Origin of the sequence: Streptomyces sp. NPDC050704 (genome assembly GCF_040654355.1) — a bacterium.
In the GTDB taxonomy this organism is placed as follows: domain Bacteria; phylum Actinomycetota; class Actinomycetes; order Streptomycetales; family Streptomycetaceae; genus Streptomyces.
Window position 1 is genome coordinate 24,524 of sequence record NZ_JBFAHW010000106.1, and the last position, 11,740, is coordinate 36,263.

Sequence of the window (11,740 nt, forward strand, 5' to 3'; positions counted from 1 at the left end):
CCGGGCAACACAGAACCGAGGAACCGGACACAGAGCCGGGGAAAAGGTGTGGCGATGCAATCTGCTTCCGTGGGCCGTGCGGACGCTCTCGACGAGGCCCTCACCGAAGCCGTTGTCGACCTGGTTCTGCGCGGCATGTGGCGCGGCAGGCCCGAGTCCGACCACCGCCCCCTGGTCGACGCCGGGCTGGCCATGGTGAAGGGCCCGATGGTGCTGCCGACCGAGCCCGCCCGGGTGGTCGCCGCACGGATCCTGCGCGTCGCCGCCGGTTCCGAGCAGGAGAAGCGGATCACCGCCGCGTACGAGGCATTCCTGCCCGTCAACCGGAAGCTGCGCGAGGTGTGCACGGCCTGGCAGTGCCGGCCCGACGGCTCGGCCAACGACCACACCGACAGTGTGTACGACGCCGGGGTGCGCGAATCGCTGGAGGACGTGCACGAGGCCATCCAGCCCGTGCTGCGCAGGCTGGAGGGGCTGCCGGCGGGCGGCGCCCGCTACCTCACGGCCCTGGAGGAAGCGCTCGACCGCTTCGACGACGGTGCGGCGCAGTGGCTGGCCTCGCCCCTGTGCGACTCGTACCACACCGTGTGGATGCGACTGCACCAGGAACTGCTGCTGGTCCTGGGGATCAGCCGGGCGCAGGACGAGGTTCTCGAAGAGGAACTGGTCACCAGGAGCCGGGGTTGAGCGTCACCGACCGCCAGGCGGGCCCCCTCCCGTCGTCCGAGGCCCGCGATGCCCTTGACGGCCTCGCACAGCCGACCGCCCCCGGCCGGGTCCTGGTGCCTTACGGCCAGGGACGGACCCGAGGCCTCGACGCCGACGAGCTGGGCGCGCACGGCACGGCGATGGACCGGCTGGTGGCCCTCGGGCTGCCGGTGGTTCCGGGCGTCACCGTGCCCGCGAGCGCCGCCGCGTCGCTGGGCGAACCCGGCACCGCCCGAGCCGCCGTCGAACTGGTGGAACAGCTCTCGGGACGGCGGATCGCCGAAGCCGGCCGACCCTTGCTGCTGCGCCTTTCCGCGAGCGCGCCGACCGAGATCGCCGGACTGCCGCCCGACCTCGCCTGCCTCGGTGTCACCCCGGCGAACGCCGGCGATCTGTGCGCGGTCATCGGACGCGAAGAGGCGCTGTACGAGGTGTGGGCCGCCACCATCCGGATGACCGCCGAATACGCCCTCGACGTACCCGGGCCCGTGCTCGACGACGCTCTGCTCGACACCTCCGAGCCCCGGGCCCGGGTCGAGGCGCTGCTGACCCTGGTCGCCCGCCACGCCTCCCGGCCCTACCCCGAAGACCCGGCGGAGCAGCTCGCGCTGGCCGCCCGCGCGGTCCTCGGGCGCTGGGACTCGCCCCGCGCGAGAAGATCCCGGCGAGCTCAGCGGCTCCCCGCCGAGCTGGGCATCGCCCTGCACGTACAGGCGCTGCGCATCGGCCCGGCGGACCACTCGGGCTATGGCACGGCCGTCAGCCGCCACCTGGAGACCGGCCGCTTCGCCCCTCAGGGTTCCTTCTTCCGGGGAGTACGCCGCAGCGCGCCGCCGCCCCACACGAGCGAACCGCTGGACCGGCTCGCGGGCGCGGCGACGCTGCTTGAGCATTCGCTGCTCACTCTCGAACGCCATCTGCACGCGCCGGTGTCGGTCGACTTCGAGGTCCGCGACGACGAGATCTCCCTGCTTGCCGTCTCGGCGCAGAACCGGCCCCCGTTGCGGGCCTCGGTGTGCCTCGCCGCCGACCTGGCGAAAGACGGGGCCATCGACCGGGAAGAGGCCGTACGCCGGATCGGTCCCGCGCAGGTGCAGGAACTGCTGCACCCCCAGCTCCGGCTCACCGGCGACGAGGAACTCCTGGTGAAAGGGCTGCCCGCCTCCCCGGGGGCGGCGACCGGTGCGATCGTCCTGTCCAGTGAACGTGCCCTCGAACTGGCCGCGGACGGCACGCGGGTCGTGCTCGTGGCCCACGAGACCTCTCCGGCCGACGTCCCCGGCATGCTGGCCGCCGTCGCCGTACTGACCGGCAGCGGCGGCATCGCCTCGCACGCCGCGGTGGTGGCGCGGGGCGCGGGCACACCCGCGGTGTGCGGCGCCGAGGGACTGCGCGCCGACCGGACCGCAGGCACCGTACGGATCGGGGACCGAGTGCTCCGCGAGGGCGACCCCATCTCGTTGGACGGCCGCACCGGCGCCGTCTACGCGGGCACACTGAGCGTCAGCGTCGCCGGACCACCACCCGAACTGTCCACCCTGCTGGAGTGGGCGGACGACATGCGCCGGCTGGGCGTACGGGCCAACGCCGACACCGCCGCCGAGGTGAGCACCGCCATCGCCCTGGGCGCGGCGGGCGTCGGACTGTGCCGTACGGAGCACCAGTTCCTCGGCGACCGGCTGCCGCTGATCCGACGCGTGATCCTCGCCGCCGACCCGGCGGCCCGCGACGAGGCGCTGCTGGCACTGGAACAGGCCCAGCACGAGGACTTCACGGCCCTGTTGACCGCGGTCGGCGACCGGCCGGTGACCGTACGCCTGCTGGACGCCCCGCTGCACGAGTTCCTGCCCGCCGCCGGGGAGGCCCAGGACGCCGCCGAGGAGCAGCGGGCCGCCGCACTGCGCGAGGCGAACCCCATGCTCGGGCTGCGCGGAGTACGGCTGGCGCTGCTGCACGAGAGGCTCTACCCGGCACAGGCCGAGGCGCTCTTCACCGCTTGGGCCGATGTCGCCGCCACCGGCGTCCGGCCCGAGCTGGAAGTGATGATCCCGCTCGTCAGCCTGTCGGAGGAGCTGGCCGCCGCGGCCGCGTACGTACGGGGTGCCGCCGACGCGGTCGCCGCCCGCACCGGCGTACGGGTCCCGTACCGGCTCGGCACGATGATCGAGACACCGCGCGCCGCGCTGCTGGCCGGTGAACTCGCCGAGCACGCCGAGTTCTTCTCCTTCGGCACCAACGACCTCACCCAGCTCACCTACGGATTCTCCCGGGACGACGTCGAACGCCAGGTGCTCGCCTCCTACTTGGAGCGCGGGTTCCTGACGGCCAGCCCGTTCGCCCGGCTCGATCCGCACGGCGTGGGCGCCCTGATCGCCCTGGCGGTGGAGCGGGCCCGGAGCGTACGCCCCGACATCAAGCTGGGCGTGTGCGGTGAGCACGGCGGCGACCCGGAGTCGATCGTCTTCTGCGACGGCCTGGGCCTCGACTACGTCTCCTGCTCCGCGCACCGCGTGCCGGTCGCCCGGATGGCGGCCGCGCACAGCGCCCTGCGGGAGCGGCACGACGACAGCGGGAGCGCACGATGACGAGCACCGTGACCGACGGCACGGCCCTGTCGGATGCCGAACTGGACGACCTGCGTGAGACCGTACGGTCCGTCTGTGCGGACGCCGGCGGCACCGCCGCGGTGCGACGGCTGTCCGAGCAAGCCCCGGGCATCGACGCCGAGTTGTGGGACACCCTCGGCCGACAGGTCGGCCTCGCGGCCCTCGGTCTGCCCGCGGCGGCCGGAGGCATCGGCGGCCTCGCCGAGATCGCCGCGGTCTGCGAGGAGTTGGGCCGGACGCTGACGCCGGTACCGCTGCTGTCCTCCACCGTGCTGGCCGGGCAGGTGCTGGCCGGCTGCGGCACGGCCGAGGAGGCTCTGGCGGAGCTGGCCGAGGGCAAGGTGCACGCCCTGGCGGTGACGGCACCCGACGGAGCATGGCGGCCGGACACCGTGCCGGTCGCCGTCACCTGGCGCGGCGGCGTCCCGCTGCTGGACGGCACCGCCCCGTTCGTACTGGACGGTGCCGACGCCGAAGGCCTGGTCGTCGCCGCCACCGGAGCAGACGGACCGGACCTCTTCCTCATCGACCCCCGCGAACCCGGGGTGACAGTCCGCCGGGTGCCCACCCTGGACCTCAGCCGCGGACAGGCGGTGGTCTCCTTCTCCAGTGCCCGTGCCCGGCCCCTGACCGCCGGCGGCGAGGGGGTCGACATCGTGACCCGCGCCCTGGACGTGGCCATGGTGGCCCTGGCCGCCGAGCAACTCGGCGGCGCCCAGGCCGCGTTGGACATGACGGTGGCCCATGTACGGGAGCGCACCCAGTTCGGCAGGGCCATCGGCGGCTTCCAGGCGGTCAAGCACACCTGTGCCGACATGCTGCTCCAGGTCGAGGCCGCACGGTCGGCGGTGGTACGCGCGGTCCGGGCGGCCGACTCGCCCGTGGCGCTGGCCGAAGCGGCGGCGGTGGCGCAGGCGTGGTGCGCCGAGGCGTTCGTGTTCGTCGCCGCCGAGTCCGTACAACTGCACGGCGGCATGGGCTTCACGTGGGAGCACGACGCACACCTCTACTTCCGGCGCGCCCAGTCCGACGCCGTCCTGCTGGGCGGCGCCGCGCACCACCGGGAACGGCTGGCCGGCCTGCTGGGCTGGTGACTTCGCCCGCGGTCACAGCACCACAGCACAGCACCGCACGACAGCCACGCAGCCGCGCACATGCGCGGACGCGTGCAGAAAAGGGCAGGACGGCATGATCACCAGACTCATCGACGAGGCCCTGTTCGAGGGCGTGAACCCACCGCTCCTCACGGGCGCGCGCTGCTCCGCCTGCGCCACCGTGGTCTTCCCCCGGCAGAACTCGTGCCCCAAGTGCTCGGACGGAGCCATGTCCGCGCATGCGCTGCCGGTGAGCGGGAGGGTGTGGTCATGGACGCTGCAGGCGTTCGCGCCCAAGCCGCCGTACCGGCCGCCGGCCGAGGGCTACCAGCCGTACCACGTGGGCTATGTCGACCTCGGTGAGGTGCTGGTCGAGGCACGGCTGGAGGTTCCCCGCGATCAGATACGCATCGGGCTTCCGGTCCGTCTCACCACGGTGACGGCCTACCGCGACGAGGACGGCACCGAGGTACTGACCTTCGCGTTCTGCCCGGATGGGGAGCCGGACGGGGAGGGGGAGCGATGAGCCGTCATGACGAGGTCTACGTCGTCGGATGCGGCATGCACCCCTTCGGCCGCGACGAGACCGTCACCGGGATGGACATGGCCGAGCGGGCGGTGCGCGAGGCGCTGGCCGACGCCGGTGCCGGATGGGAGGACATCGGCTACGCGGCCGGCGGCTCCGACGTGTCCGGCAAGCCCGACACGCTGGTGGGCCGGCTGGGCCTGACCGGCGTGCCGTTCGTCAACGTGCAGAACGGCTGCGCGACCGGTGCCTCGACGGTGCTCACCGTGGCCAACGCACTGCGCGCGGGCGAGGCCTCGCTCGGGCTGGCCGTCGGCTTCGACAAGCACGAGCGGGGCGCCTTCCACGTCTCGGCGGCCCGCTACGGACTGGGCGACTGGTACGCCGAGACCGGGATGATGCTGACGACCCAGTTCTTCGCCCTGAAGACGCAGCGGTACCTGCACGAACACGGGATCTCCGAGCGGGCGCTGGCCAAGGTGGCCGCACGGGCCTTCCGCAACGGCTCCCGGCACCCGCTGGCCTGGCGCCGCAAGGAACTGACGGAGGACGAGATCCTCGACTCCGCCGAGGTCAGTCCACCCCTCACCCAGTACATGTTCTGCTCGCCGGGACAGGGCGCGGTGGCGCTGGTGCTCGCACTCGGCGACCGCGCCTTCGACCTGTGCGAACGGCCGGTCAGACTGGCCTCGTTGGCCTTCAGGACCAGACGGTTCGGCTCGTTCGAGGTGTTCTCGCCCTGGCTGCCACCGGGACCGCACCGCAGCCCGAGCGTCGACGCGGCCGAGGCGGTCTTCCGCACGGCGGGTCTGCGGCCCTCGGACGTACAGGTCGCCCAACTCCAGGACACCGACAGTGGATCAGAACTGATCCACCTGGCGGAGACCGGCCTGTGCGCCCACGGCGAGCAGGGGGAACTGCTGGCCTCGGGGGCCACCGATCCGACGGGCCGGATCCCGGTCAACACCGACGGCGGCTGCCTGGCCGGCGGTGAACCCGTCGGCGCCTCGGGACTGCGTCAATTCCACGAGGTCGTACGGCAGTTGCAGGGCCGGGCTCCGGGAGCGCAGGTGCCCGGCGGTCCCGAGGTCGGTTTCACCCATGTGTACGGGGCGCCCGGCATCAGTGCCTGCTCGGTGCTGACAGTCTGATGACGGTCTGAAAGGCGGCAGGCACACCATGGCGCATGCCAACAGAACCGCACTGGTCACCGGCGGTGCCCGCGGGCTCGGCACGGAGATCTGCCGTCAACTGGCCGACCGGGGGCTACGCGTCCTGGTGGCGGCCAGAAAGCGGGAGGCGGCCGAGGAGGTCTGCCGCGGCATCGGCCCGGCGGCGGTACCGCTGGCCTTGGACGTGGTCTCCGCGTCGAGCGTCACCGAAGCCGTACGCGAGGCGCTGGGGAGCTTCGGCACGATCGACGTCCTGGTCAACAACGCCGGGGTCAGCATCGACGCCTCGCGCACAGTCCTGGACCTCGACGAGGACACCCTGCGCACCACGCTGGACATCAATCTGGTGGGCGCCTGGCGACTGGCCGAGGCCGTCGTGCCGGACATGGTGAGGACCGGCTACGGACGGGTCGTCAACGTCACCAGCTCGCTCGGCTCGCTGGCGCTGATGGACTCCGGACGCCACCCGGCCTACCGCGTCTCCAAGACCGCGCTCAACGCCCTGACCCGTATGCTCGCGGCCGAACTGTCCGGCACGGGTGTCCTGGTCAACGCCGCCGACCCCGGCTGGACCCGCAGCGGCATGGGCGGTCCGTCCGCCCCACGCGGGCCGGCGGAGGGCGCGGACACGCCTGTCTGGCTGGCGACACTTCCCGAGGGCGACGAGACGACGGGCGGACTGTTCGCCGGCCGCAAACCACTGCAGTGGTGAACCGTCCCACTCTGGAGGGTGTGCCTCAGGCCTCTCCCGGCGGGGGTGCGGCGGGCCTGCCCCGGAGGGTGTGACTCAGGTCTGCGAGGTGGCCGGCTTCTGGTCGGCGGTGACGATCCGCAGCGCCAGCGACCTGACCGCCTCCTGCACGGACCGGGAGGGCAGCTGGGAAAGCGGCCCGCCTTCCGCCCGTAGCGCGGTGACCAGCATGGTCGTACCGATCAGGGTGCGGACCGCGAGCGCCTGCGCCGCGTGCCGTGACTTGGCCGCGCGCGGGCTGCGGGTGGCGCCCTCGGGCAGATAGTCGTACGCCCGCTGGATGTGCCGCTGCTCGAACTCGTCCCGCAACGCCTTGACGTTGCCGTTGGCGGAGGCGATCTGCACTTGGTACAGCCGGGCCTCCTCGGGGTTGTGCTCCACCCATTCCCACACCGCGTCGATGACCCGCAGCAGGCCCTCCGCGTCACCCGGCTCGGACTCGGGCCTGGCGGCCTCCACGACCGCGTTGAGCTGGTCGAAGACCCGCCGCATGGCGAGTTCGAGCAGCTCGTCCTTGCCGTCGAAGTGGTAGTAGACGGCCGTGGGCACCACCTGGGCCTCGTCCGCGATGTCCTGGATGCTGGTCTCCGCGAATCCGTTGCGGCCGAACACCCGCACGGCGGCGGTGATGATGTGCTGCCGTCGCGAGGGTCGGTGGGCGGGCTGCTTGCCGTTCTCCGTGGTGGCCATCATGCTCCCTGGCGGCTGCCGCGACCCGCGTCTGTGGGCCCTGTCCAGTGATTATGCTATCCAGGCTGTCCAGTAACTCCGTCGGGTCGGCCCTGTAATTCCTGCTGCGCGTGTGCCGTCGGAGTGTCGAGGTCCCGGCATACTTGACACCATGACGACATCCGGGACCCGCGCCGCGCACCGCCCCTCGCGCAAGCAGTGGGTGATCGAAGCGGCCACGGAGCTGTTCGCCACCCAGTCGCCGGACGAGGTGACGGTGGCCGACATCGCCGCTCGTGCGGAGATGACCTCGGCAGCGGTGTACTACCACTTCTCATCCAAGGACCAGGTCCTGGTGGCGGGCATGCGGGTGTTCGCCACGGCGCTGCGCGAGCAGCTGCAGACGCTCACGGAGGCCCACACACCCGGCTCGGACATCGGTCCCGCCGTCACCACGCTGGTGGCCTGGCTGGGCGAACACCGGTCCGCCGCCACCGTGTTCTTCGTGTCCTCTGCCGGGATGAGCCAGGAGGCGGAGGCGCTGCGCCACGAGAGCCGGACACAACTGCTGGACGAGCTCGTGCGGCTGACCCGCAAGGCCCGGGAGCCGGTATCCGACGCCGAGGCGGCGGTGATCGCCCTGGGCCTGCTGACGCTGCTGGAGACCGCGGCCATCTCGCAGGTCCGGGGAGACGACGTCTACCGCTCGCTCGGGCACCGCTCCTTCGTCCGCGAGGTCGGCCGCCTCGCCGAGCGGATCGCCGACCCGGCGGCGGCCGAATAGTCCTCCCGTCAGGATTAGGGCCCTAGACCAACAGCCGCAGCGGCTTGCGTAGCAGCTCACCGACCGTGCGCAGGTACTCGGCCGCGGGGGCCCCGTCGACGGCACGGTGGTCGAAGGTGAGGCTCAGGGTGAGCACCTGCGTCCGCAGCGGCCTGTCGTCCATCCACTCGACGCCGTCCCTGAGCCTGCCGACACCGAGGATGGCGACGTTGCCCGGGTTGATGACGGGGGTGAAGAAGTCGACGCCGTATCCGCCCAGCGAGGTGACGGTGAAGGTGGCCCCTTCCAGCTGCGCCGGGGAGACCCGCCCCTCGCGTGCGGCCTCGGCCAAGGCCCTCGACCGGCGGGCGATCCCGGGAAGTGGCAGCGCCGCCGCGTCCTCGATCACGGGGACCATCAAGCCGCCCGGAACGGCCACCGCGAACCCGAGGTGGATGTCGCCGAGCAGGTGGACCCCGTCCTCCCGCACCGTCGCGTTGAGCAGCGGGTGCTCCCGCAGGGCCAGGGCGGCGGCCTTCAGCAGGAAGTCGTTGAGGCTGGGCACCGGCAGGTCGCTGTCGGCCCACTCCTCCTTGAGCCGGGCCCGCAAGGACACGACGGCGTCCATCCGCACCTCGTACCCGTGCGTCAGCTGCGCCATCTCCTGGAGGCTGGCATGCATCCGGCGGGCGATGGTGCCGCGCATCCCCGTGAGCGGGATGACATCGCCTGCCTGAGGTGTGGTGGCCGTGCGGGGGGCCGGGCGGGCGACCGCCGGTTCGGGCGTCTTGGAGACGGCGACGGCGACATTGACGGTGTCGAGGTCGGATCTGCGGATCCGTCCGCCCGCACCCGTGGCCCGTACGTCGGCGAGGTCGATGCCCCGCTCCTTCGCCAGCCGGCGCACCAGGGGCGAGACGGGTATGACGGAATCGCCGGGCAGGACGGCGGGCGCGGGCGCCGCCGGTACCGCCTGGGTGACGGCAGCAGCGGCGGCCAGGAACTCCTCCACGTCCTCGGAGACGATCCGGCCGCCGGGCCCGGTGCCGTGTACGGCGGTGAGATCGGTACCGGCCTCGGCCGCCACCCGCCGGGCGTTCGGGGAGGCCAGGAGCCGACCCCTGAAGGCGCCCGGAACAGCGCTGCCATTGAGCGGGAGCACAGCGGAGGGCGCGTCGGCGGCCATGGACAGAGCGCCCGCGACCACGGAAGGAACGCCCGCAGTCGCAGTCGCAGCCGTATCCATGACCCCGGGATCAACAGGCATCGGCGATCCGTTCGTGCCCGGCGGCTGCTCGCCCTCGGCCAGCAGCCAGCCGATGAGCGCCCCGACAGGGAGGGTCGCCCCGGCCGGGACCACGGGATGGAACATCCCGCCGGCCTCCGCCTCGACATCCACGTCGACCTTGTCGGTGGCCAGCCGCAGCAGTGCGTCGCCCTCCGCGACGGCGCCTCCGGTGGGCACGAGCCACTCGTCGATCGTGCCTTCCTGCATGGTCAGGCCGAGCTTCGGCAGCAGAACCTCGACGGCCACGTCGTCACGACCTTTCGAGGAGACGTCGGCAACCCTGGACGATGCGGGCGCGGTCGGGCACGTACGCCTTCTCCAGCACGGGGGAGAACGGTACGGGGGAGAAGGGGGCGCCGATGCGCAGGATCGGCGCGTCCAGGTGGTCGAAGGCCGCGTCCTGGATCTGGGCGGCGATCTCCGCGCCGAGACCGCCGAAGGTGACGGCCTCGTGCACCACGAGGGCGCGGTTGGTGCGGCGGACGGAGGCGAACATGGTCTCGGTGTCCAGGGGCTGGACCGTGCGGGGGTCGATCACCTCGATCTCGATGCCCTCGGCGGCGAGTTCGTCTGCCGCAGCGAGTGCCTCGCCCACCATGCGGCCCAGGGCGATGACGGTGACGTCGGAGCCCTGGCGCGCGGTGTGGGCCTGTCCGAGCGGAATGCCGTAGATCGGCTCGGGCACGTCGCCCTTGCTGCCCAGCAGGACCTTGTTGAGCATGACGACGACCGGGTTGTTGTCCCGGATCGCCGAGACGGTCAGACCCTTCGCGGTGTACGCGTCGGAGGGCATGACGACCTTGAGGCCGGGCACATGGGCGAGCCAGGCCTCCAGGCTCTGGCTGTGCTGGGCGGCGGCGCCGAGGCCCGCGCCGGAGGCGGTGGTGATGGTGAGCGGCACGGAGAGGCCGCCGCCGAACATGTACTTCATCTTGGCTGCCTGGTTGACGATCTGGTCGAGGCAGACGCCGATGAAGTCCATGAACATCAGGTCGACGACGGGGCGCAGGCCCCGGGCGGCGGCGCCCACACCGAGGCCCACCAGCGCGGCCTCGGAGATCGGTGTGTCGATCATGCGGCGCGGGCCGAACTCGTCGAGGAGGTTGTCGAACATGCGGAAGACGCCGCCGTATCCGGCCACGTCCTCGCCGGCGACGAAGACGTTCTCGTCCTCGCGCATGGCCTGCGCCAGGCCCTCGTTGAAGGCCTTGACGTAGGTGAGCTTGCGGTCCGTGGCGTCCGGGGCGGCGGCGGGTGCTTCGGTGCTGGTGGTCATGGCGGTCACCCCGAGTAGACGTTGAGGAGCAGGTCGGCGGTGTCGGGCACCGGGCTGGCCTCGGCGTACGCGATGGCCTCGGCGATCTCGTCGCGGGTGCGTCGCCAGGTGTCGTCCAGTTCCGCACGGGTGGCGGTGCCGTCCGCGAGGGCACGGGCTTCCAGCAGGTCGATCGCGTCACGGGCCTTCCACTCGTCGACCTCCTCCTGCGAGCGGTAGGGGTGGCGCAGTCCCTTGACGCCCTGGTGGTCGTAGTAGCGGTAGGTCTTGGCCTCGATCATCATCGGGCCCTCGCCCGCCCGGGCCCGTTCCACGGCCTCGGCGGCGGCGCGGTGGACGGCGACCGCGTCCATGCCGTCGACGATCACGCTGGGCATGCCGTAGGACGCCGCCCGGTCGGCGACGTCGGTGATCAGCATGTGCTTGGACTGGGGCGTGAACTCGGCGTAGCCGTTGTTCTCGCAGATGAACAGCACCGGCAGGCGCAGGATGGCGGCCATGTTGGCGGCCTCGTGGAAGGTGCCGATGTTGGTGGCGCCGTCGCCGAAGAAGGAGACAGCGATGCTGTCCTCACCCCGGTACTGGGCGGCGAAGGCGGCGCCGACGGCGATCGGGATGCCGGCCCCGACGATGCCGTTGGCGCCGAGCATGCCGAGGCTGAGGTCGTTGATGTGCATGCTGCCGCCGCGGCCCAGGCAGGCGCCGGTGACCCGGCCGTACAGCTCGGCGTACATGTGCTTGAAGCTGACACCCTTGGCCACGGCGTGGCCGTGCCCGCGGTGGGTGGAGGTGATCTGGTCGCCGTCGCGGAGCGCCGCCATCACCCCCGCGGCCACGGCCACCAGGCCGACGTACAAGTGCATAAAGCCCCGCCGCGTGCCGGCCGC

Annotated in this window: 11 protein-coding genes; 7 read left to right on the top strand and 4 right to left on the bottom strand. The window is 72.1% G+C overall.

The annotated features are described in order from the left end of the window. Positions 1 to 54: 54 nt before the first annotated feature. From AB0I18_RS40415 to AB0I18_RS40440, 6 genes are all read left to right on the top strand, one after another. Positions 55 to 687, top strand: coding sequence for a hypothetical protein (locus tag AB0I18_RS40415; protein ID WP_363110736.1), 633 nt, complete (start codon positions 55 to 57; stop codon positions 685 to 687). Then, a complete protein-coding gene (locus AB0I18_RS40420) occupies positions 684 to 3,293 on the top strand; it encodes a putative PEP-binding protein (RefSeq protein WP_363110737.1) in 2,610 nt (869 codons plus the stop codon). The genes AB0I18_RS40415 and AB0I18_RS40420 overlap by 4 nt, the downstream gene beginning before the upstream one ends. Then, entirely contained in the window at positions 3,290 to 4,408 is a 1,119-nt protein-coding gene (locus tag AB0I18_RS40425; RefSeq protein ID WP_363110738.1) for an acyl-CoA dehydrogenase, read from the top strand. Before AB0I18_RS40420 ends, AB0I18_RS40425 begins: the two co-directional genes overlap by 4 nt. Positions 4,409 to 4,502: 94 nt before the next feature. Beyond that, positions 4,503 to 4,934, top strand: a complete 432-nt coding sequence (locus AB0I18_RS40430) for an OB-fold domain-containing protein (RefSeq protein ID WP_363110739.1) — start codon at positions 4,503 to 4,505, stop codon at positions 4,932 to 4,934. Beyond that, positions 4,931 to 6,085, top strand: coding sequence for a thiolase family protein (locus tag AB0I18_RS40435; protein WP_363110740.1), 1,155 nt, complete (start codon positions 4,931 to 4,933; stop codon positions 6,083 to 6,085). The genes AB0I18_RS40430 and AB0I18_RS40435 overlap by 4 nt, the downstream gene beginning before the upstream one ends. Positions 6,086 to 6,113: 28 nt before the next feature. Beyond that, complete coding sequence (locus AB0I18_RS40440; protein ID WP_363110741.1) at positions 6,114 to 6,818, top strand: SDR family NAD(P)-dependent oxidoreductase; 705 nt, start codon at positions 6,114 to 6,116, stop codon at positions 6,816 to 6,818. 75 nt (positions 6,819 to 6,893) lie between these two features. Here AB0I18_RS40440 and AB0I18_RS40445 read toward each other — a convergent pair whose 3' ends face one another. Next, positions 6,894 to 7,550: a TetR family transcriptional regulator gene (locus AB0I18_RS40445; protein WP_363110742.1), complete on the bottom strand. Its 657-nt coding sequence runs from the start codon at positions 7,548 to 7,550 to the stop codon at positions 6,894 to 6,896. Between the two features lie 148 nt (positions 7,551 to 7,698). Here AB0I18_RS40445 and AB0I18_RS40450 point away from each other — a divergent pair, with 148 nt between their 5' ends. After that, positions 7,699 to 8,310, top strand: a complete 612-nt coding sequence (locus tag AB0I18_RS40450) for a helix-turn-helix domain-containing protein (protein WP_363110743.1) — start codon at positions 7,699 to 7,701, stop codon at positions 8,308 to 8,310. Positions 8,311 to 8,332: 22 nt separating this feature from the next. On the opposite strand, the gene AB0I18_RS40455 is transcribed toward AB0I18_RS40450, so the two are convergent. The 3 genes from AB0I18_RS40455 to AB0I18_RS40465 all read right to left on the bottom strand — a co-directional run. After that, positions 8,333 to 9,823 (bottom strand): 2-oxo acid dehydrogenase subunit E2, encoded by a 1,491-nt coding sequence (locus AB0I18_RS40455; RefSeq protein WP_363110744.1) that lies wholly within the window; start codon positions 9,821 to 9,823, stop codon positions 8,333 to 8,335. A gap of 4 nt (positions 9,824 to 9,827) precedes the next feature. Continuing rightward, the gene (locus AB0I18_RS40460) at positions 9,828 to 10,853 is read right to left on the bottom strand and encodes an alpha-ketoacid dehydrogenase subunit beta (protein ID WP_363110745.1); all 1,026 of its coding nucleotides are present in this window, start codon (positions 10,851 to 10,853) and stop codon (positions 9,828 to 9,830) included. Positions 10,854 to 10,858: 5 nt separating this feature from the next. Continuing rightward, positions 10,859 to 11,740, bottom strand: an 882-nt coding sequence (locus AB0I18_RS40465; protein WP_363110746.1) for a thiamine pyrophosphate-dependent dehydrogenase E1 component subunit alpha, incomplete at its 5' end; no start/stop codon positions are given.

Excerpts from the sequence above, each read along its gene's own strand:
- AB0I18_RS40415 (WP_363110736.1), top strand. The coding sequence starts at position 55 with ATGCAATCTGCTTCCGTGGGCCGTGCGGACGCTCTCGACGAGGCCCTC.
- AB0I18_RS40425 (WP_363110738.1), top strand. The coding sequence starts at position 3,290 with ATGACGAGCACCGTGACCGACGGCACGGCCCTGTCGGATGCCGAACTG.
- AB0I18_RS40430 (WP_363110739.1), top strand. The coding sequence starts at position 4,503 with ATGATCACCAGACTCATCGACGAGGCCCTGTTCGAGGGCGTGAACCCA.
- AB0I18_RS40435 (WP_363110740.1), top strand. The coding sequence starts at position 4,931 with ATGAGCCGTCATGACGAGGTCTACGTCGTCGGATGCGGCATGCACCCC.
- AB0I18_RS40440 (WP_363110741.1), top strand. The coding sequence starts at position 6,114 with ATGGCGCATGCCAACAGAACCGCACTGGTCACCGGCGGTGCCCGCGGG.
- AB0I18_RS40445 (WP_363110742.1), bottom strand. The coding sequence starts at position 7,550 with ATGATGGCCACCACGGAGAACGGCAAGCAGCCCGCCCACCGACCCTCG.
- AB0I18_RS40450 (WP_363110743.1), top strand. The coding sequence starts at position 7,699 with ATGACGACATCCGGGACCCGCGCCGCGCACCGCCCCTCGCGCAAGCAG.
- AB0I18_RS40460 (WP_363110745.1), bottom strand. The coding sequence starts at position 10,853 with ATGACCACCAGCACCGAAGCACCCGCCGCCGCCCCGGACGCCACGGAC.